Here is an 18,025-nt window from a genome sequence, read left to right on the forward strand (position 1 = left end):
GTGGCAAGACGGCGGATTGCGCTGCGCTAATCCGCCCTACGCCGACGACAGGCCGCGCCGCGCGCCGTCAATGCACCGCGGCGTACAGGATCTTGTCCTGCGTCGCGTCCGCCGCGTCGAACTCGGCGACGATGCGGCCGGTGCGCGCGACCAGGATGCGGTCGGACACCGCGAGGATCTCCGGCAGGTAGGACGAGATCACCACCACCGCCTTGCCCTCGTCGGCGAGGCGGCGGATTTCGCCGTGGATGTGCGGGATGGTGCCGACGTCGACGCCGCGCGTCGGCTCGTCGAAGATGATGATCGAGGGGTCCTGCACCAGCGTCTTGGCCAGCACCACCTTCTGCTGGTTGCCGCCGGACAGCTCGATGATCCTGGCCTTGCGCTGCAATGCGCTGATCTTCAGCCGATCGACCCAGTAGCTGGCGAGCTTGCTGCGCCGGGCGCGCGACAGCAGGAAGCTCCAGCCCTTTCCGGTGGCGAGGCTGCCGATATAGACGTTGTCGTCGACCACCATGGTCTCGAAGAAGCCGTTGGCCTTGCGGTCCTCGGTGATGTAGGCGATGCCGTCATTGATCGCCTGCCGCGGCACGCGGTAGCGGATCGGCTTGCCGCGCAGCCGGATGGTGCCGCCATTGACCAGATTGCGCTTCAGTGCGCCGTAGATGATCTTGGCGATCTCGGTGCGGCCGGAGCCGATCAGGCCGGCGATGCCGACCACCTCGCCGGCATAGACCGAGAACGACATGTTCTTGACCGCCATGCCCATGGTGACGTTCTCGACCGTCAGCACCTTCTCGCGGCGTTGATGGGTTTTCGCCTTGCCGCCATAGACCGCCTGCGCCACCTCGCGGCCGACCATGTGCTGCACCAGCGCATCGCGCGTCAGCTGCCTGGCCGGCGCCGTGATCACCAGCTTGCCGTCGCGCAGCACGGTGATGCGGTCGGCGATCTGCAGCGACTCCTCCAGCGCATGCGAGATGTAGATGATCGAGACGCCGCGGGCGCGCAGGTCGCGCACCAGATGGAAGAAGTGGACGATCTCCTCCGGCGTCAGCGATGCGGTCGGTTCGTCGAAGATGATGATGCGCGCCTTGTTGTAGATCGCGCGCGCGATCTCCACCATCTGCTTCTTGGCGGTGCCGAGCAGCGCCACCGGCGTCGCCGGATCGACGTGGAAGTTGAGCGACTGCAACAGCTGCTGGGCCTGGATGTTCAGGGTGCGGAACCGGGTCAGCAGCTTTTCGTTGCCGAGCTCGATGTTCTGCGCGGCGGTCATGGTCGGCACCAGGCTGGTCTCCTGATAGACCATGCAGATGCCGGCATTGAGCGCGTCGCGCGGCTGCTCGAAACCGGTCGGCTTGCCGTCGAGCAGATAGTCGCCGGAGGTGAGCTGGATCGCGCCCGCGATCGCCTTGCACAGCGTCGATTTGCCGGCGCCGTTCTCGCCGACCAGCGCATGCACCTCACCGGGATAGAGGTCGAAATTGACGCCCTCGATGGCGTGGACGCCGCCATAGATCTTCGAGCCGTTGGTGATCCGCAGCACCGGCTCGCGGACTGCGGAGGTCTCTGCCGTCTTGGCGCCGGGGGTCGCCTGCATCACACCGTCATTCATCGCAGCTCTCCCGTATGGCGCAGCAGGCGTCCGGCGCCGCGCGCCGCGATCACGACGCCCGATGGCGTGGCGCAGGCGGCGGTGACGCCGTGGAAGCGGCCGCCGGCGCGGCTGTGCAGGCCGTCGGTCGCATCGCCCTCGGCATCGAGATGCACCAGCAGACCATAGGAGCGCGGCGGCGCCCACGGCTTCTGGATGCCGAGCGCCTTGACGCTGCCGATCTGCATCGGCTCGAGGCAATCGCTGCCGCCGGCGAGCGCCGGCGCGACCCAGTAATCCGGCGGCATCGTCGCCATCATCTCCTCGCGGAAATCGTCTTCCTTGAGCACGAACTCGATCAGATGGGTGCGGCGGGCGAAGATGCCGAGCAGCATGCCGCCGTGGCCGTCCGGATGCAGCCGCGCCGGATAGCCCGGCATGTTGCCGGCGACGGTCTCGCGCGGACCAAGCCCGTTGCCGCCGAGCGCGAACCGGCTGAGGCGATGCGCCCAGCTTTCGGTGAGCCACAGGCTGCTGCCGTCGGCCGAAACACTCACGCCATAGGGATAGGGCAGATCGCGCAGCAGCACCTGCGGATTGTCGAGCCCGGCGCCGCAGCTGACGAGCCGGCCATTGGCGCGCTTCTCCATCAAATCGTGCCGCCATTCGCCTGGACGGCGACCGCTACTGCCTTCGACGGCATAGATGCGGCCATCGGGCGCCGCCGTCACCGACAGCAGCCCTGTGAGCGCGCTGCCGCCGGCAGCCTCCAGCCAGCGCGGATCGGGCTTTGCCGGATCGATCGCGGCAAGGCCCCTGCCCGCGACGCAGACCAGCAGGCGGCCGTCCGGATGCAACGCGAGCCCGCCGGCATCATCCTCGAACTCGGCGACGACCGTACGTGTCGACAAGTCATTGCCGCCGAGCTTCAGCACCCGGCGTCCGGCCGAGACATAGACCGCGCCGTCGCCGGCGGCGATCACGTCGTCGACGCCGGGCAACGGCTCGCCGATCGGGGTGGCGCTGTCGAGCCGGTCGTTCGGGCTCAGCGCACCGTCGAGCGGCGGGATCGCGTTCTGGCCGCCGTCGCGGTCGATGACGCTGCGGATGTCGCGCAGCAGATGATCGAAAAATCCCATTACGTCGTCACCCTGCTTTTCGCGCCCCAATAGGCATCGTAGCCGGTCCAGCTGTCGTCGACGCCCTCGAGCTTGATGCGGCCAATCCGGTTGTTCTCGAGCCCGCCGAGATAGAGATAGCCCTGGTGCTCGCGCATCGACGTCAACGTCGAATGCGAGATGCCGGTCGGGTCCCACCAGGATTCCAGCGCCTCGCCCTGCTCGTTGAATTTCAGCACGCAGCCATGGTTGAGCGCCGGCGCCAGCCACTCGTCGGTTGGCACCTGCTTGACCATGCGCAGGCGGAAGCCGGGCTTTCGCGCCGCAAGGTCGAATGTCGGCGTGCGGATGCCGACCAGCGCCAGCCAGTAGGTGCCGTCGGAAGCGCGGTTGATGTTGTCCGGGTTGCCCGGCAGCTCGTCCATCAGCACCTCGGTCTTGCCCTTGTTCGGCCCGTCGATCCAGTGCCGGAACACCTTGCACAGCGAGGTCGACGCGATCAGGATCGACTTGCCGTCATGCGAGACGCAGATCCCGTTCGGGAAATAGAAGTGGTTGATCACCGTGCGCGTGGTCCTGGTCGCCGGGTCGTAGCAGACCACGCGGCCGTTCGGCCGGCCCTCGAGGATGTCGAGGGTGTTGGTGGTCATCTCGTAGCGCGTGGTGCAATCGCTGAAATAGATCTTGCCGTCGGGCGCGATGTCGAGGTCGTCGGCCATGCGCAGGCGGGAATCGTCATTCAGCTTGTACCAGGTGCGATTGGTCTCGTCGGTGACCTTGAAGATGCGGCCGTCGGGGGCGACGCCGTAGACGCCCATGCCGGCGACGGCGACGATCAAATTCTCATCGCGATCGAACTGCATGCCGAGCGGCCGGCCGCCGATATGGGCGAACACCTCGCGGGTCTCGAAATTCGGCCCGGAGAAACGGATTACATTGCCGTCGCGGGTCGAGCCGTAGAGCCGGCCCTGGCGGTCGAGGATGACGTCCTCGGGCCCCTCGACCTGGTCGACGCCGATCGCCTGCGCGTTGATCAGCCGGTCGTTCTGCGCGTAGGGCGAGGCCGCGCCGGGCTGCACCGCAGGCGCCGAGGCGAGCGGCACGAAGGCCGGATTGACATAGATCTTCTGGATCGCCTTGCCGCGGTTCTTCGACCATTTGACGTCGATGCCGACGGCCGCGAGCAGGATCATGCCGGTCACCGCCGAAGTGACATAGCCCGGGATGCCCATTCGCACGAGGCCGTTGATCAAAAGAAAGATGATCAGCGCGCCGATCATCGCCCGCCACACCGTGCCCTTGCCGCCGGCCAGCGACACGCCGCCGAGCACCACGGCGGTGAGCGCCTGGAATTCCCATCCCACGCCCGTGGTGGAATCCGTCGAGGCCTGGCGCGCGGCGTAGAAGATGCCGCTCGCCGCACACAGCGTGCCCGACAGCACATAGGTCATGAACAGCATCAGGCGGACGCGGATGCCGGCATGACGCGCCGCCTTGCGGCTGGCGCCGATCGCGGTGAGATGCCAGCCATAGCGCGAGCGCGACAGGAAGATGTGGCAGATCAGCAGCACCACGAACAGCGTCGCCGCATTGACGGGAATGCCGAGCACGCTGCCGCCGCCGATGAAATCCCAGGCATCGCTCTCGACCGAATTGGTCGCGAACACCTGGGCGTAGCTGGTGTTAAGCAGATTGACCGAAGCGCGCAGGATGATCAGCGTCACCAGCGTGGTCAGGAACGGCCGCGTCTTCAGGAAGCCGATCAGAAAGCCGTTGATGCTGCCGAGCAGCGCACCGACCAGCAGCGTCGCCGGCACCGCGAGGCCGACCGGCCATTCGCGCACCAGCAGGAAATACAGCGCCGCGAAATTGCACAGCGCGAAGATCGCGCCGACCGACAGGTCGATGCCGCCGGTGACGAGGCAGAAAACCCATCGCGAGCGCGACGAAACCGAATTCGGCAAACAACCGCAGCAGCGACACCGAGTTCTGCACCGAGGCGTAGTCGGGAATGGTGAGCGCGAAATAGGCCCACAGCCCGATCATCACGGTGAACGGAACGACCGGCTCGAACCACTGTTTCAGCAACAGCTCCGACAGCAGGAGCCGGGGTGAGAACCGCCGCACCGATGCGGAAAAGGAATCAACTGCCATCGACATCGCCAAAGCACTCCCTGATCCGGTTTCAACGTTTCCGGATTCTGACCTGTGATACAGCCGGCGCGGGAATGCCCCCCGCGCCGGCTGTCTCGCGCCTTGTTAGTTTTTCTTGGGTAGCGCGAAGCAGGTGCCGCCGAGCGAGGCGTTGGTCTTATCGATCCAGATCGGCCGCGTGTAATAGGACAGGTTTTTGGTGCCGGGCTTGTCGCCGGACATCAGCAGCGTCTCGGCTGCGAACATCAGATCGTGACCCTGCTCGGTCGCCTTGTAGCTGAGGAATTTGCTGAAATTCCCGGAGTTGACCTGGTCGCAATCGAGCTGCGAGCCCTCGCCCGAGGCGAACACCTTTACATCGTCGATCTTGCCGGCATTGCGGATCGCCTGCGCGGCGCCCGACTCCATGATGCCCCAGAAGCCGATCGAGGCGCAGAGATCGGGGTGCTGCTGGATCACGGTGGCGGTGATGTTGAGCGCGGTGTTGGCGTCCCAGTTCGCGGCCTGGTTCGACACCACCTTGATGTTGGGATCCTTGTTCAGGACCTCCATGATGGCGCCGACCTGGTCGACGCTGGCCGCCGCGGTCAGTTCGCCCTGCACGATCTGCACCTTGCCCGACTTGCCGGAGCCGGTGCCGCAGGCCTTGACCGCCTCGTTGGCGAGCATCCTGCCGATCTCGCGCCAGTCGACGCCGACAAAGGCGCCGGACTTGTAGTTCGAGGCCATGTTGACCTGGATCACATGCGTACCCTGGCTTTCGGCGCGCTTCAGGTCCTTCATCAACAGCGTCACGCTCGGATTCTGCACGATCAGGACGTCGGGCTTCTGGTCGACCAGCGCGGTCAGCGCCTGCTGCATGGCCGACGGGTTGTTGTTGGGGTCGCGCACGATGTATTTCATGCCGCGCCACTCCGCCTCTTCCTGCACGACGCGGCCCCATTCGTCGGACAGCGGCACGCCGAGTGCGATCGGCAGATAGGCGACGGTCTTGCCCTGCAGCGACTTGTCGTACGCTGCGCGCAGCTCGCGCCCGGCCTTGGTACCTTCATCCTGCGCCGACGCCGCGAACGGCATCGCGGCAAGCGCCACCCCGGCGAGCAGGATCGTCCAGAACTTGGTCGTCTTCATCGTCTCCTCCACACAAAATTCTTTTGATTGATTTGGAATCGCTTTGATTGGCGCGAGGGACGCGCCCAGTCTTCATGTCCTAGTCCCCTTGCCGCGCGGTCTCCTCGTCGCGGGGGTGCAGCCAGTTGTCGAGCACGATGGCGGCCAGCAGCACCACGCCCTTGATGATGTTCTGCACCTCGCTGTTGACGTCCATGATGGTGAAGGCGTTGAGCAGCGTGCCGATCAGGATGCAGCCGACCACGACGCTGAACACGCTGCCGCGGCCGCCGATCAGGCTGATGCCGCCGATCACGACGACGAGCACGACGTCGAAGATCATGGTGCCCTGGGTGATCGCCATCTGCATGCTGCCCGTGGTGCCGACCCAGACCAGGCCCGCAATCCAGGCGAGCAGCGCAACCAGCACGTGCTCGAGCACGATCAGCGGCCGCAGCGCGACGCCGGTCAGCCGCGCGGCCTCCGGATTGTCGCCCTGCGAATAGATGAAGCGGCCGATCGAGGTGCGCGACAGGAACAAATGCATTGCGATTGCACAGGCCGCGAACACCAGGATCGGAACCGGGATGCCGAACAGCCGTCCGGCGCCGAGATACATCAGGCCCGGCGCATCCTTCGGCGCATAGACCACCCAGGCCGGCGCGATCCAGAAGGCGAGGCCATAGATCACGAAACCGGCAGCCAGCGTCACGAACAGCGCCGGCGCCTCGACGAAGGCGACCATCACGCCGTTGACGACGCCGATCAGCACCGCGACCGCCAGCGCTAGCAGCACTGCCGTGAAAACAGGCATGCCGTTCTGCATGTAGATCAGCGCGATCGCCCAGGAACCCGCCATGATCGCGACCTCGGAGAGGTCGATGCCGCGGCTGATCACGATCAGACCCATGCCGAGGCCGAGCACGCCGAGGATGGAAATACTCCGCAACAAATTCAGGAGATTGGAGACGGTGGCGAAGCCGTTCAGCGTCAGGCCGAACACGATCAGGAGCGCGATGGTGATCAGGAGCACGATCTGCTCCTGGCTCGGTTTCGCAAACATTGCGCCCAGGCGAGATGATGCCGCAGGGACAGCAACGCCGCGCGATGGCGATTGCACGCTCATCGTTTCCTCCAGGTATTATTTTGCTTGAGACTTTAAGAGTGCCGATTAGTATTCGTCAAATGCATTCGGCGGATACGGATTGATCATTTCCATGCATGTACGCGACGTCGATCTGAACCTGTTCGTCGTGTTCGACGCGATCTATTCCGAGGGCGGCGTCAGCCGCGCCTGCTTCCGCCTCAACCTGACGCAGCCCGCGGTAAGCCATGCGCTCAGCCGGCTGCGCGCGATGTTCAACGATCCGCTGTTCGTGCGCCGCAACCACGTGATGACGCCGACCCCGCTGGCTCGGCAGATCATCACCACGGTGCGCCAGGCGCTCAACGGCCTCGAGACGACGCTGACCCACACCCACCGGTTCGATCCGGCGCAGACGCCGAAGCGGTTCGTGATCGGGCTGCGCAACAATCTCGAGGCACCGATGCTGAGCGCGCTGATCAACCGCATCAGCACGGTGGCGCCGCTGGTCGAGATCGCCACCGTGCGCAGCGAGCGCAACAATCTCGAGCGCGAGCTTGCCGCCGGCACCCTCGACGTCGCGATCGATACGCTGTTGCCTCTGTCGGCGGAGGTGCGGCGCGAGCAGATCCTGACGGAGCATATCGCGGTGTTCGCGCGGCGCGGCCATCCCGAGCTCGGCACCCGGCTCGACAAGAAGGCTTATTTGCGCATGGAGCATGTCTGCGTGACGTCGCGGCGCAGCGGCCTGTCATTCGAGGATTTTCAGCTCCAGCGCCTCGGCCTGACCCGCACTGTTCGCCTGACCTGTCAGAATTTCGCAACCGCCTGCCACGTCGTGAGCCGCAGCAACATGCTGCTGACCGCCTCGGAGAGCGCCGCCTCCGTGCTGGAAGATCCCGGGCTGCTGCAGTGCTTCCCCTGCCCGTTTCCGATCAGTCCGCACGTCAATTATCTCTACTGGCACGCCACCGCCGAGGACGACACCACCAATCAATGGCTGCGCGAGCAGTTGCGCGCCGCCGCGGCGCTGCTGGCCGGCAGCCGCTTCAGCAAGAAGAATCGCCGCGCAGTGAAAGCGCGCCCCAGGGTCGGCATCCCGCTTCCGGCCAGCCTCGCCGCCGAATAGCCGCGTCCGCCCGGTATTATGGCGCAAACGCCACAAGCCTACCGAAACTCCGGTTCCTAGATTCCGGGAGGGTACCGTGAGCTAGGAGAAGCGCCGTGTGGCGGCGCGCGGCTTCGGCCGCAACGCTCTTAAGTCTTTTGATTGTATGCCGGAGCGGCGTCGGCGACAAAGTAGCCGTGCGTATTGGGATTATCGACCCTCCGCCAGCAAAAGCCGCTTTCACGGCAGACCTGTATGAAATCGAGATAGACCAAATTGCAATAGAACCAGAGGGTTTTGCCGCCTTTGCGCAATGGATCCGAAAACTCGCCGCTGGCGATGAATTCAAATTCGTTAACTTGCATTCCGTTTGGCCGCCGAGGCTGTTCAGATACCGGGTGGAACCATGAAGCTGAAACGTGGATCGTTTACGGCGATCTTCTTCCTTGCATGCGTCGCGGCACTAGAGCTTGAGCAGGTAGTGCTGGAGGAGATTTGACCGCAATAACCGGCAACTTAGTGCCTTGAGGCGTTTTCAGATCGTTCCGTGATCGGGGAGAAACATATTGCTGGCGCTCGCACGAAATAGAGCGCAGCTTTGTCTCTATCACCGCACGGCCTTTCGGCATCTATCGGTGACGAGATCGCTGTCAGTCACCGCGCTCCCGCCTCGCCCCAAGCAACGCAAGTGGAGCGCGCAATGCCTGAACTGCCACGTTTCGAATCCCATTCTGTCCCGGCACGCATTTGCCTTGGCATTGCAGCTTTCAGTACTGCCGTGCTCGTCCTCATAACCCTTGTGGCGTTTGCGCCATAATACCGCGTCGGCCCACCACGCGGATCGGGTCCGAGCCGTCCCAGGTCGCGGCCACGGTCCTGATCGTCTCGAAGAACCGCCCCTTCGATCCCGAGATGTCTGAGATCTCGATCACGGTGCCGGCATGGCCGGCGGTGTCGAAATAGGCGAAGCGTCCCCTGGGGCCGCCGATCTGGCCTTCATGACCGACCGTGAAGCCTGCCGCGACGGCGCGGTCATAGAGCAACTGGTAGTCCGTGCTCCAGTACGACATGTGCTGCAGGCCCTCGCCGTGGCGCGCCAGAAAATCCAGATACATCGACGGCGCGTCGTTGCGCTGTTGGATCAGCTCGATCTGCAGATCGCCGGAATTGGCCAGCGCGATCGACATCTCGACCGCGGAGTCCACGCCGCGGTAGCGGAACCAATCGACCTTGACCGAGGGGATCAGGAAGAATGGCCCGACCCGCAGTGTCTCGGTCCAGAACTTCAGCGCCGCATCGATGTCGCGAACGACGTAGCCGTTCTGACAGACCTTGCCGAACAATGCGCTCATGCGCCCTCCCCGCCGCTCACAAACCGCTGAGCCCGCTGTCGACCGCGAGCGTCTGCGCGGTGACATAGACGCTTTCATCCGACATGAAGAACAGCACGGCATAGGCGATCTCCCACGCCGTCGCCTGACGGCCGAACGGGATATGCCCCTTGCCGCGCGACGGCCGGCCCGCGCCGGCCTCGCGGCCGTTCGGGGTGTCGACCAGCCCGGGATAGACCAGATTGGCGCGGATGCCGCGCCGCGCGCCCGTGTGTGCGATGTTGCGCATCAGGCCGCCGAGCGCGGCCTTGGAGGAATCATAGACCGCCATCTGCGATCCCGCCTTCAGCGCCGCGATCGAGGAAATGAACACGATCGAGCCGCCGTCTTCGAATTTCGGCAAGGCCGCGCGGCAGCACAGCATCGGGCCGCGGACATTGACGTCGTAGATCCTGTTCCATTCCTCCGCGCTGACATTGTCGAGCCCGGTCTTGCCGAAGGTACCGATGTTCAGCACCATGCCGTCGAGCCCGCCCATCGTGCGATGCGCCTCGTCGATCATCCTGATGACGTCGGCTTCCTTGGTGACATCGGCGGCGATCGCGAAAGCGCGGCCGCCGTCAGCAGCGATGCGCGCAACCGTGTCCTCGGCCGAGGCGCGGTTGAGGTCGGCGACCGCGACATGCGCGCCCTCGCGTGCGAACAGCAGGCTCATGGCGCGGCCGTTGCCGATCGGATCGGTGGCGGCATCGAACACCCGCTGGCCGCCGCCGACCACGAGGATGCGGCGGCCGTTGAGCCGCCCCCTGCCCGGCGCGGTGCCGGCCGATTCCGCGCTGAGCGGACTGACATAGCGCTCCGGCTTCGTGTCTTTATTGGCCTCTTGCGAAATCTCCGACATCTCGTCAATCCCGCTTCTTGCCGCCTTCGAACACGGCCATGCCGGCGGCCGGATCGAGATCGGTCTCGGTCGCCTCGGTCAGCCGCGCCATCATCATGTAGAAGCCGAGCGCGACGATCGTCTCGACGATCTCCTGATCGCTGAAATGCTCGCGCACCGTGGCAAAGGCCGCATCGCCGACGCGGACCTTCTCGACCACCTCGCGGCCGAAGCGAAGCAGCGCACGCTCGGCTGCGTTGAGTGCAGCATCGTCGTATTCGCCACGCTCGACGGCATCGATCTGCGCCTGGGTGACGCCGACACCGAGCGCGATCGGCACATGTTGCCGCCATTCATAGGCGCCGCCCTCGAGCTGCGCGGCCTGCAGGATCAAGAGCTCGCGGTTGACCGCCGACAGCTTCTGCTTGTGCAGGATCGAATTGGCGAGCCGCATCGCCGGGATCATATTGGCCTCGGCATGGGCCATCATGCGGAAGATGTTGAGCTTGACCGGCATGCGGTCGAATGAGGCGCGGATCTCTCCGCTCGTCGTCTCCGGATCAATCAGGGGCAGCCTTGCCACGCGTGTCTCTCCCTTTTTGCTTGTTCGTTGTTCTTGCTGTCGGTACTCCCAGCTAATGCGCCGGGCCGACCGAGATCAAGCCGCCCGCGCGACATTGACCGAATTGCGGGGTTCTGCCATGCGGTTCCGCGCTTGAATCCGCATCCACGGGCAGGCATAAGGAGCGCCAACTCCCCTAAAAAATCGCCTTAGCCCAAGGATTTGAGAAGGATTTACGATGCCCGCCTATCGCTCCCGCACCACCACCCACGGCCGCAACATGGCGGGTGCACGCGGCCTCTGGCGCGCCACCGGCATGAAGAACGAGGACTTCGGCAAGCCGATCATCGCGGTGGTCAATTCCTTCACCCAGTTCGTGCCCGGCCACGTCCATTTGCAGAATCTCGGCCAACTGGTCGCGCGCGAGATCGAGAAGGCCGGCGGGGTGGCAAAAGAGTTCAACACCATTGCGGTCGATGACGGCATCGCGATGGGGCATGACGGCATGCTGTACAGCCTGCCCTCGCGCGAATTGATCGCCGACAGCGTCGAATACATGGTCAACGCGCATTGCGCCGACGCGATGGTCTGCATCTCCAACTGCGACAAGATCACGCCCGGCATGCTGATGGCGACGCTGCGGCTCAACATCCCGACCGTGTTCGTCTCGGGCGGACCGATGGAGTCGGGCAAGATCGTGCTCAAGGGCAAGAAGCGCGCGGTCGATCTGATCGACGCGATGGTCGCGGCCGCCGACTCCAACGTGTCGGACGAGGACGTCGCGGTGATCGAGCGCTCGGCCTGCCCGACCTGCGGCTCCTGCTCCGGCATGTTCACCGCGAACTCGATGAACTGCCTGACCGAGGCGCTCGGCCTCGCGCTGCCCGGCAACGGCTCGGTGCTGGCGACCCACGCCGACCGCAAGAGCCTGTTCGTCGAGGCCGGCCATCTGATCGTCGACCTCGCCCGCCGCTACTACGAGCAGGACGACGCCAGGGTGCTGCCGCGCAACATCGCGAACTTCAAGTCGTTCGAGAACGCGATGACGCTCGATATCGCGATGGGCGGCTCGACCAACACCGTGCTGCATCTGCTCGCCGCCGCGCGCGAGGGCGAAGTGCCGTTCACGATGACCGATATCGACCGCCTGTCACGCAAGGTGCCGGTGCTCTGCAAGGTCGCGCCCTCGGTGCAGGACGTCCACATGGAGGACGTGCATCACGCCGGCGGCATCATGGCGATCCTGGGCGAGCTCGACCGCGCCAAGCTGCTCACGACCGACGGGCCGACCGTGCATGCAGCAACGCTGGACGATGCGCTGAACCGCTGGGACGTCGTGCGGACCACAAGCGACAAGGTACGCAACTTCTATTGCGCCGCGCCGGGCGGCGTGCCGACCCAGGAGGCGTTCAGCCAGGACCGCCGCTTCGACGAGGTCGATCTCGACCGCGCCAAGGGCTGCATCCGCGACGCCGCGCACGCCTATTCCAAGGACGGCGGCCTCGCCGTGCTGTTCGGCAATCTTGCGGAAGACGGCTGCATCGTGAAGACCGCCGGCGTCGACGAGAGCATTCTGAAGTTCTCAGGTCCCGCCCGCATCTTCGAGAGCCAGGACGCATCGGTCGAAGCCATCCTTGGCAACAAGGTGAAGGCCGGCGACGTCGTGCTGATCCGCTATGAGGGACCGCGCGGCGGCCCGGGCATGCAGGAGATGCTGTACCCGACCAGCTATCTGAAGTCGAAAGGCCTCGGAAAGGCCTGTGCGCTGATCACCGACGGCCGCTTCTCGGGCGGATCGTCGGGCCTGTCGATCGGCCACGTCTCGCCGGAAGCCGCCGAAGGCGGCCTGATCGGCCTCGTCGAGGAAGGCGATATCATCGAGTTCGACATCCCGAACCGCAAGGTCAACCTCAAGGTCGACGATGCCGAGCTGAAGCGCCGTCGCGCAGCGATGGAAGCCAGGGGCAACGCGGCCTGGAAGCCGGCAGCGCCACGCAAGCGCGCCGTCTCAACCGCGCTGAAGGCCTATGCGGCGTTCGCCAGCAGCGCGGCCAAGGGCGCGGTTCGCATCCTGCCGGAGTGATCGGGGCGAGCTGAACTCGGCCGTTCACTTCGCAAGAGCGAGTTGGCTTCTTCTGTGTCATTGCGAGCGCAGCGAAGCAATCCATCTGTCCGCACATGCGGAACCATGGATTGCTTCCACGCTTCAGCGCAAAATTGCTCTGCAATTTTGTCGCGAGCTCCTCGCAATGACGACACCATTGGATCGCGCCCCAAACTCCCACAGGGAGAGGTCGGATGCCGCCACACGCGGTCCATCTGGTTCAGGCGTGCAAGTCGGCCGCCTCGATCCGGATGCGGTCGGCATGCAGTGACCAGTCGCACAGCGATTGTTCCTGGCAAAACTTGACCTTGGCCATCTCGGTGGCCTGGCCCTCGCTCGAGGCGTCGATCTCAAGCGCGCCCTGGCAAACCTCGCGCTCGCGGCCATTGCCGCCGAGCACGTCCTTCATGAAATGAACGACGAAGCGTGACATGGAACCCTCCCTGCTGCACCGGCAGAGCCCGGGGGTACCACGCTAGCACTAACACGAAAGGGTAGTGAGTTAATTCGGCTGATACGCGTGCGACCGTTCGCAGCGGGGAAAGCTACGCGCCGGCCTGCGGCAGGCTGGCGGCAGCGATCGCGACGATCTGCGCAAGACGGCGGCCGATCCTGGCGGGCGCGTTGCGGAGCAATGACTGGACCTGTCGCATGAACCTCTTCCTTCCGTGCCCGGAATGGACGGGCACCGACGGAAAATGGCGATTTCAGGCTAAGTCGTCGATATCTCAGGGAAAATAACAACGGACGCGTTGCGAGGCGGTCGTCCGGCAGTGGATTTATTGCCCCGATCGAGACTACGACGAAGGAGATTTTCTCCGGTGTTTTGGCGCGCGCAACAGCACTCGCACGGCTGGCCGTTTTGCGTGAGGGACACACCGGCGGAACCGTTCCCCTCTGCCCTTGCGGTAGATCTCCCCCGCAAGGCCTGGCGCTGCACGATTTCTGAATATTGGAAATGTACCCCTGAGTTGCCCGACGCGTCAAGCTGCCTGCTCGAACGCCGGCAGCCGCCGGCTCCTTTGCATGGGGTTGTTTTCGATATTTTGGCCGCGCGCAGCCGCGGCCCCGCTGGGGAAGGCCCGACCCTATCCCGGCATGAACCCGAACGCCTTCTCGAACCGTCTTGCGTAGACCGACCACACCTCGGGATTGATGATGCGCGGCGGGCGCTTGCCGTCGAGGGCATCGAGGATCTGCTCGGCCGCGATCCGGCCCATGTTGATGCGCGCCTCGCGGGTGACGCCGGCGGTGTGCGGGCTCGCCAGCACATTGTCGAACTGCAGCAGCGGATGATCCGGCGGCGGCGGCTCCTTGTCCCAGACGTCGAGGCCTGCACCCGCGATTCGCTTTTCACGCAGCGCTTCCTCCAGCGCCTTCTCGTCGTGGATGAAGCCGCGCGCGGTGGTGACGAAATAGGCGTGCGGCTGCATCAGCGCGAACTGGCGCGCGCCGATCATGCCGCGGCTGTTCTTGTCCAGCGGACACGAGATCGAAACAAAGTCCGCGCGACGCAGGAGATCGTCGAGCTCGACCTTCTCCCCGCCCCGCTTTGCCATCTCATCCGCCGTGAGATAGGGATCGTAGGCGATCACCTTCATGTGCAGGAGGCCCCTGCACAGCTCGGCGATGCGGCGGCCGACATTGCCGAGACCGACGATGCCGACGGTCTTCTCCTTCAGCTCGTTGCCGATCAGGTCGTTGCGGTTGACATTGGCCTCGCGCCGCAGCCTGCGGTCGGACTGGATGATCCGCTTCGACAGCGTCAGCATCATGCCGAGCGCGTGTTCGGCGACCGAATTGGCGTTGCCGCCGGACTGGTTGACGACCAGCACGCCCGCCGCGGTGCAGGCATCGACATCGACGGGATCGAAGCCGGCACCATTCGACGACACGATCAGAAGATTCGGCGCACGCTTCAAAAGCTCGGCATGGGCATGGAAATGCGGCGCCAGCTCATCGCGCGCCGCGCCGATCTGATAGGCGTGCGCGTCGGCGAGAACAGGCGCGAACGTCGCCTCCGGCGTCTCGTTCTCGAGACGATCAAGCCTGACGTCCGGCCGCTTCTTCAGGATATCGACGTAGATCTCGTGGGCGAGGTATTTGACGTAGAACACGCGCTTGTTGTTGACGGTCATGTCTTCGAGCAGCTTTCAGTTTGGGAAGCCATAGAGTCGTGCGGGATTGTCGACGAGGATACGGTGCCGGGTCGCCGCGTCCGGCGTCCAGTCCTGGAACAGCGTCAGCAGATGGCCAGCGTCGGGCATTTCGCCTTCGACCCGCGGATGCGGCCAGTCGCCGCCCCACACCAGCCTTTCAGGATTGGTCGACACCAGCGCCTCGTGGAACGGCCGCGCATCGGGATAATCAGGGGCCCGCCGGCTCAGGCGATGCGCGCCCGAGAGCTTGGCCCAGCACCAGCCTTCGTCCACCGCACGCAGCAGGCTCTGAAAGCCCGCGGTGTTGATGCCGGCGGCAGCATCGGTGCGGCCCATGTGATCGACCACGACCGGCAAGCCGAGCGTCTTCAGCGTCGGGATCGTGTCAGGCAAATCCTTCACGTCGATCCAGAGCTGCAGATGCCAGCCGAGTTCGGCCATCACGCCCGCATGCGTCTCGGCAACGTTCAAGGGAATGCCGCCGCGATAGTGCAACTGCCCGCCGCGGAAGAAATGGTTGAAGCGCAGGCCGCGGACGCCGAGCACATGCCATTGCCGCAGCGTGCCTGCCGCCACATCGGCATCGGCCACCGCGACGCCGCGCAGCCGCGCGGGCTCACGCTGCAACGCATCCAGCATCGCCGAATTGTCGTGGCCGTGCGCGCTGCCCTGCACCAGCACGCCGCGGGCGAAACCGAGTGTATCGAGCATGCCGAGATAGGTCGCGAGCGGCGCGTCCGGCGGCGTGTAGCTGCGATCGCCGGCATAGGGGAAGCGGTCAGCCGGGCCGAACACATGCGCATGCGTATCGCAGGCCTTCGGCGGCAGCTTGTCCCTTGGCGGCGTCACCGGACGCGGCGGCAGGCAGGCGGGAATTTCCGACGCAGCCATGTTCTATTCCGCCTTCATGCCGGCGGCCTTGATGATCGGCCCCCACTTGTCGTAGTCGGCCTTGATCTTGGCGGCGAACTTGTCCGGCGTGGAGCCGATCGGGATCGCACCGAGCTTGCCGAGCCGCTCGTGAACGGCGAATCCGCGCGCACCAGCAGCACGTTCGGCGACGACGCCAAGAACGAGATCGGCGAGAAATCCTTGAAGGTGTCGTAGGGCAGCTTTGGATAAAGGAACGGATTGGTGGCGTGGCCGCTCGCCACCATGATCAGATTGTAACCGTCGGGCGCGGAGGTCGCGATCGCCTGCGAGGCGATCACCCCGCCGGCGCCGGGCCGGTTCTCGACCACGATCGACTGCGTCCAGCTCTTCGACACCGCTTCGGCGAGCGTCCGCGTCAGCACATCGACGCCGCCGCCGGGCGGATAGGGAACGAGAATATGAACGGCCTTGGCCGGGAACGGCTGCGCGGACGCAAGCCCGGCCACAAAAATGGCCGCTGCCGCAATGGCGGTCCGCCAGACCCATCCGGCCATCGACGCCTCCCGTCCCTTTTTCGTTACGCCTGTATCGCACGTTGGTCCGGCGCTGCGATGGCCGAATTCCGCAGATCGCGTTGCGGCCGCGACATGTTGACAATCGCAGGCACCGCGTCAAGTTTCGTGCGGCAAGCGGCCACCAGCGTCGCACGAGCAGGGAGAACAGGATGGCGGCCGCGGAACAAGCCTCGTCCCAGAAGACGGCGACCACCTGGCACGGCATCGTGCTGCAGACGCTGAAGCGGAACGAGATCAAGCTCGTGCCCTACGTGCCCGACCGGGTGCTGACCACGCTGATCAAGGACCTGCACGCCGATCCCTACTTCACGACATTTCCGACCGCGCGCGAGGAAGAAGCGGTCGGCATCGTTTCCGGTGCCTGGATGGCGGGCACGCGCGGCGCGGTGCTGATGCAGACCTCGGGCTTTGCCACGCTGGCCAATGTGCTGGCCTCGCTCGCGGTGCCCTACCAGATCCCGTTGATCATGTTCGTCTCCGAGCGCGGCACACTCGGCGAGTTCAACTACGGCCAGGCGCTGGTCTGCCGCACCATGCGCCCGGTGCTGGATTCGCTCGCCATGGAGCATCACACCATCACCCGGCTCGACGAGCTCGAATTCATTGCCGACCGCTCGATCAAGCAGGCCGTCACCACCCAGGCGCCGGTGGCACTGATCCTCTCGCCGTTGCTGACCGGCGGCAAGACCTTCGACAAGTGAGATCAGCCATGACCAGCACCCCCGCGCGCAACACCAAGGTGATGAACCGCTTCGAGCTCACCCAGCGCCTCGTCGCCGGGCTGAAGGACGAGGCCGTGATCGGCGGCATCGGCAACACCAATTTCGACCTCTGGGCCGCCGGCCACCGCCCGCAGAATTTCTACATGCTGGGCAGCATGGGCCTCGCCTTCCCGATCGCGCTCGGCGTCGCGCTGGCGCAGCCGAAGCGGCGCGTATTCGCACTCGAAGGCGACGGCTCGCTGCTGATGCAGCTCGGCTGCCTCTCGACCATCGCGACACTGGCGCCGAAGAATCTCACCATGGTGGTGATGGACAACGGTATCTACCAGATCACGGGCGCGCAGCCGACGCCGGCCGCCGGCCATACCGATATCGTTCAGGTCGCAATCGCCAGCGGCATCGCGAGCAGCTCATGGGCCGCCGACGAGGACGATTTCGAGCGACTGATCGAGCAGTCGAAACAGGCCTCCGGCCCAACCTTGATCGGCGTCCGCATCGACGACAAGCCCGGCACCGGCACCACCCGCCGCGACCCCGTGCAGATCCGCGAGCGGTTTATGCATGGGATGGGGGTGAGGCAGCTGCTCTAGATAAGAAGGCGCCTGCGACCGACGCATCCGTCATTGCGAGGAGCTCGCGACAAAATTG

General features: G+C 64.9%; 19 protein-coding genes. 7 read left to right on the plus strand and 12 right to left on the minus strand.

What is annotated here, in order from left to right; translation table 11 throughout:
* Window positions 1–67: 67 nt before the first annotated feature.
* The 3 genes from ACVWZM_RS03315 to ACVWZM_RS03325 are packed head-to-tail and all read right to left on the minus strand — an operon-like array spanning window position 68 to window position 4,679.
* Window positions 68–1,603: a sugar ABC transporter ATP-binding protein gene (locus tag ACVWZM_RS03315; protein ID WP_076833429.1), complete on the minus strand. Its 1,536-nt coding sequence runs from the start codon at window positions 1,601–1,603 to the stop codon at window positions 68–70.
* Window positions 1,604–1,614: 11 nt separating this feature from the next.
* Window positions 1,615–2,736: an SMP-30/gluconolactonase/LRE family protein gene (locus ACVWZM_RS03320; RefSeq protein WP_141340875.1), complete on the minus strand. Its 1,122-nt coding sequence runs from the start codon at window positions 2,734–2,736 to the stop codon at window positions 1,615–1,617.
* Window positions 2,736–4,679, minus strand: coding sequence for an ABC transporter permease (locus tag ACVWZM_RS03325; RefSeq protein ID WP_456851857.1), 1,944 nt, complete (start codon window positions 4,677–4,679; stop codon window positions 2,736–2,738). The genes ACVWZM_RS03320 and ACVWZM_RS03325 overlap by 1 nt, the downstream gene beginning before the upstream one ends.
* 86 nt (window positions 4,680–4,765) lie before the next feature.
* Between ACVWZM_RS03325 and ACVWZM_RS03330 the strand changes: the two genes are divergently transcribed.
* Window positions 4,766–4,927 (plus strand): hypothetical protein, encoded by a 162-nt coding sequence (locus tag ACVWZM_RS03330; protein ID WP_456851859.1) that lies wholly within the window; start codon window positions 4,766–4,768, stop codon window positions 4,925–4,927.
* Window positions 4,928–4,974: 47 nt separating this feature from the next.
* Here the strand turns inward: ACVWZM_RS03330 and ACVWZM_RS03335 are convergent, their stop codons facing one another.
* A complete protein-coding gene (locus ACVWZM_RS03335; RefSeq protein ID WP_076833596.1) occupies window positions 4,975–6,000 on the minus strand; it encodes a sugar ABC transporter substrate-binding protein in 1,026 nt (341 codons plus the stop codon).
* A gap of 79 nt (window positions 6,001–6,079) precedes the next feature.
* Entirely contained in the window at window positions 6,080–7,105 is a 1,026-nt protein-coding gene (locus ACVWZM_RS03340) for an ABC transporter permease (RefSeq protein ID WP_225163682.1), read from the minus strand.
* A 91-nt stretch (window positions 7,106–7,196) separates the two neighbouring features.
* Here ACVWZM_RS03340 and ACVWZM_RS03345 point away from each other — a divergent pair, with 91 nt between their 5' ends.
* The 3 genes from ACVWZM_RS03345 to ACVWZM_RS03355 all read left to right on the plus strand — a co-directional run bounded on the left by ACVWZM_RS03345 (window position 7,197) and on the right by ACVWZM_RS03355 (window position 8,670).
* Window positions 7,197–8,192: a LysR family transcriptional regulator gene (locus ACVWZM_RS03345; RefSeq protein ID WP_076833425.1), complete on the plus strand. Its 996-nt coding sequence runs from the start codon at window positions 7,197–7,199 to the stop codon at window positions 8,190–8,192.
* Between the two features lie 95 nt (window positions 8,193–8,287).
* Window positions 8,288–8,581: a hypothetical protein gene (locus ACVWZM_RS03350; protein WP_456851861.1), complete on the plus strand. Its 294-nt coding sequence runs from the start codon at window positions 8,288–8,290 to the stop codon at window positions 8,579–8,581.
* Complete coding sequence (locus tag ACVWZM_RS03355) at window positions 8,578–8,670, plus strand: DUF6471 domain-containing protein (RefSeq protein ID WP_229159983.1); 93 nt, start codon at window positions 8,578–8,580, stop codon at window positions 8,668–8,670. The genes ACVWZM_RS03350 and ACVWZM_RS03355 overlap by 4 nt, the downstream gene beginning before the upstream one ends.
* Before the next feature lie 289 nt (window positions 8,671–8,959).
* Here the strand turns inward: ACVWZM_RS03355 and ACVWZM_RS03360 are convergent, their stop codons facing one another.
* Genes ACVWZM_RS03360 through ACVWZM_RS03370 form a run of 3 tightly spaced genes read right to left on the minus strand, consistent with a single transcriptional unit; the run spans window position 8,960 to window position 10,965 of the window.
* On the minus strand, window positions 8,960–9,523 hold the full coding sequence (locus ACVWZM_RS03360; RefSeq protein WP_076833421.1) for a VOC family protein: 564 nt from the start codon (window positions 9,521–9,523) through the stop codon (window positions 8,960–8,962).
* Between the two features lie 16 nt (window positions 9,524–9,539).
* Entirely contained in the window at window positions 9,540–10,403 is an 864-nt protein-coding gene (locus ACVWZM_RS03365) for an SDR family NAD(P)-dependent oxidoreductase (RefSeq protein WP_057020286.1), read from the minus strand.
* 4 nt (window positions 10,404–10,407) lie between these two features.
* The gene (locus ACVWZM_RS03370) at window positions 10,408–10,965 is read right to left on the minus strand and encodes a carboxymuconolactone decarboxylase family protein (RefSeq protein ID WP_057020285.1); all 558 of its coding nucleotides are present in this window, start codon (window positions 10,963–10,965) and stop codon (window positions 10,408–10,410) included.
* Between the two features lie 217 nt (window positions 10,966–11,182).
* On the opposite strand from ACVWZM_RS03370, the gene ilvD reads away from it, so the two are divergent.
* Complete coding sequence (gene ilvD, locus ACVWZM_RS03375) at window positions 11,183–13,027, plus strand: dihydroxy-acid dehydratase (protein WP_076833416.1); 1,845 nt, start codon at window positions 11,183–11,185, stop codon at window positions 13,025–13,027.
* A 241-nt stretch (window positions 13,028–13,268) separates the two neighbouring features.
* Here the strand turns inward: ilvD and ACVWZM_RS03380 are convergent, their stop codons facing one another.
* From ACVWZM_RS03380 to ACVWZM_RS03395, 4 genes are all read right to left on the minus strand, one after another.
* Window positions 13,269–13,481: a hypothetical protein gene (locus tag ACVWZM_RS03380; protein ID WP_028345217.1), complete on the minus strand. Its 213-nt coding sequence runs from the start codon at window positions 13,479–13,481 to the stop codon at window positions 13,269–13,271.
* Window positions 13,482–14,136: 655 nt separating this feature from the next.
* Window positions 14,137–15,186: a hydroxyacid dehydrogenase gene (locus ACVWZM_RS03385; RefSeq protein ID WP_253640249.1), complete on the minus strand. Its 1,050-nt coding sequence runs from the start codon at window positions 15,184–15,186 to the stop codon at window positions 14,137–14,139.
* 15 nt (window positions 15,187–15,201) lie between these two features.
* Window positions 15,202–16,098 carry an amidohydrolase family protein gene (locus ACVWZM_RS03390; RefSeq protein ID WP_253640250.1) on the minus strand — a complete coding sequence of 299 codons (897 nt, stop codon included), beginning with the start codon at window positions 16,096–16,098 and terminating at the stop codon, window positions 15,202–15,204.
* Window positions 16,099–16,112: 14 nt separating this feature from the next.
* On the minus strand, window positions 16,113–16,634 hold the full coding sequence (locus ACVWZM_RS03395; RefSeq protein WP_456851863.1) for a Bug family tripartite tricarboxylate transporter substrate binding protein: 522 nt from the start codon (window positions 16,632–16,634) through the stop codon (window positions 16,113–16,115).
* Window positions 16,635–16,804: 170 nt separating this feature from the next.
* On the opposite strand from ACVWZM_RS03395, the gene ACVWZM_RS03400 reads away from it, so the two are divergent.
* Both ACVWZM_RS03400 and ACVWZM_RS03405 read left to right on the plus strand, forming a co-directional pair.
* On the plus strand, window positions 16,805–17,356 hold the full coding sequence (locus ACVWZM_RS03400) for a thiamine pyrophosphate-binding protein (RefSeq protein WP_050405122.1): 552 nt from the start codon (window positions 16,805–16,807) through the stop codon (window positions 17,354–17,356).
* A gap of 8 nt (window positions 17,357–17,364) precedes the next feature.
* Window positions 17,365–17,967 (plus strand): thiamine pyrophosphate-dependent enzyme, encoded by a 603-nt coding sequence (locus ACVWZM_RS03405; RefSeq protein WP_456851865.1) that lies wholly within the window; start codon window positions 17,365–17,367, stop codon window positions 17,965–17,967.
* The last annotated feature ends 58 nt before the right edge of the window (window positions 17,968–18,025 follow it).

It is taken from the genome of Bradyrhizobium sp. USDA 4501 (assembly GCF_054062115.1).

What these genes read in the sequence shown, in the direction of transcription:
- ACVWZM_RS03315 (WP_076833429.1), bottom strand. Translation starts at nt 1,603, where the DNA reads ATGCAGGCGACCCCCGGCGCCAAGACGGCAGAGACCTCCGCAGTCCGC.
- ACVWZM_RS03320 (WP_141340875.1), bottom strand. Translation starts at nt 2,736, where the DNA reads ATGGGATTTTTCGATCATCTGCTGCGCGACATCCGCAGCGTCATCGAC.
- ACVWZM_RS03335 (WP_076833596.1), bottom strand. Translation starts at nt 6,000, where the DNA reads ATGAAGACGACCAAGTTCTGGACGATCCTGCTCGCCGGGGTGGCGCTT.
- ACVWZM_RS03340 (WP_225163682.1), bottom strand. Translation starts at nt 7,105, where the DNA reads ATGAGCGTGCAATCGCCATCGCGCGGCGTTGCTGTCCCTGCGGCATCA.
- ACVWZM_RS03345 (WP_076833425.1), top strand. Translation starts at nt 7,197, where the DNA reads ATGCATGTACGCGACGTCGATCTGAACCTGTTCGTCGTGTTCGACGCG.
- ACVWZM_RS03355 (WP_229159983.1), top strand. Translation starts at nt 8,578, where the DNA reads ATGAAGCTGAAACGTGGATCGTTTACGGCGATCTTCTTCCTTGCATGC.
- ACVWZM_RS03360 (WP_076833421.1), bottom strand. Translation starts at nt 9,523, where the DNA reads ATGAGCGCATTGTTCGGCAAGGTCTGTCAGAACGGCTACGTCGTTCGC.
- ACVWZM_RS03365 (WP_057020286.1), bottom strand. Translation starts at nt 10,403, where the DNA reads ATGTCGGAGATTTCGCAAGAGGCCAATAAAGACACGAAGCCGGAGCGC.
- ilvD (WP_076833416.1), top strand. Translation starts at nt 11,183, where the DNA reads ATGCCCGCCTATCGCTCCCGCACCACCACCCACGGCCGCAACATGGCG.
- ACVWZM_RS03380 (WP_028345217.1), bottom strand. Translation starts at nt 13,481, where the DNA reads ATGTCACGCTTCGTCGTTCATTTCATGAAGGACGTGCTCGGCGGCAAT.
- ACVWZM_RS03385 (WP_253640249.1), bottom strand. Translation starts at nt 15,186, where the DNA reads ATGACCGTCAACAACAAGCGCGTGTTCTACGTCAAATACCTCGCCCAC.
- ACVWZM_RS03390 (WP_253640250.1), bottom strand. Translation starts at nt 16,098, where the DNA reads ATGGCTGCGTCGGAAATTCCCGCCTGCCTGCCGCCGCGTCCGGTGACG.
- ACVWZM_RS03395 (WP_456851863.1), bottom strand. Translation starts at nt 16,634, where the DNA reads ATGGCCGGATGGGTCTGGCGGACCGCCATTGCGGCAGCGGCCATTTTT.
- ACVWZM_RS03400 (WP_050405122.1), top strand. Translation starts at nt 16,805, where the DNA reads ATGGCGGCCGCGGAACAAGCCTCGTCCCAGAAGACGGCGACCACCTGG.
- ACVWZM_RS03405 (WP_456851865.1), top strand. Translation starts at nt 17,365, where the DNA reads ATGACCAGCACCCCCGCGCGCAACACCAAGGTGATGAACCGCTTCGAG.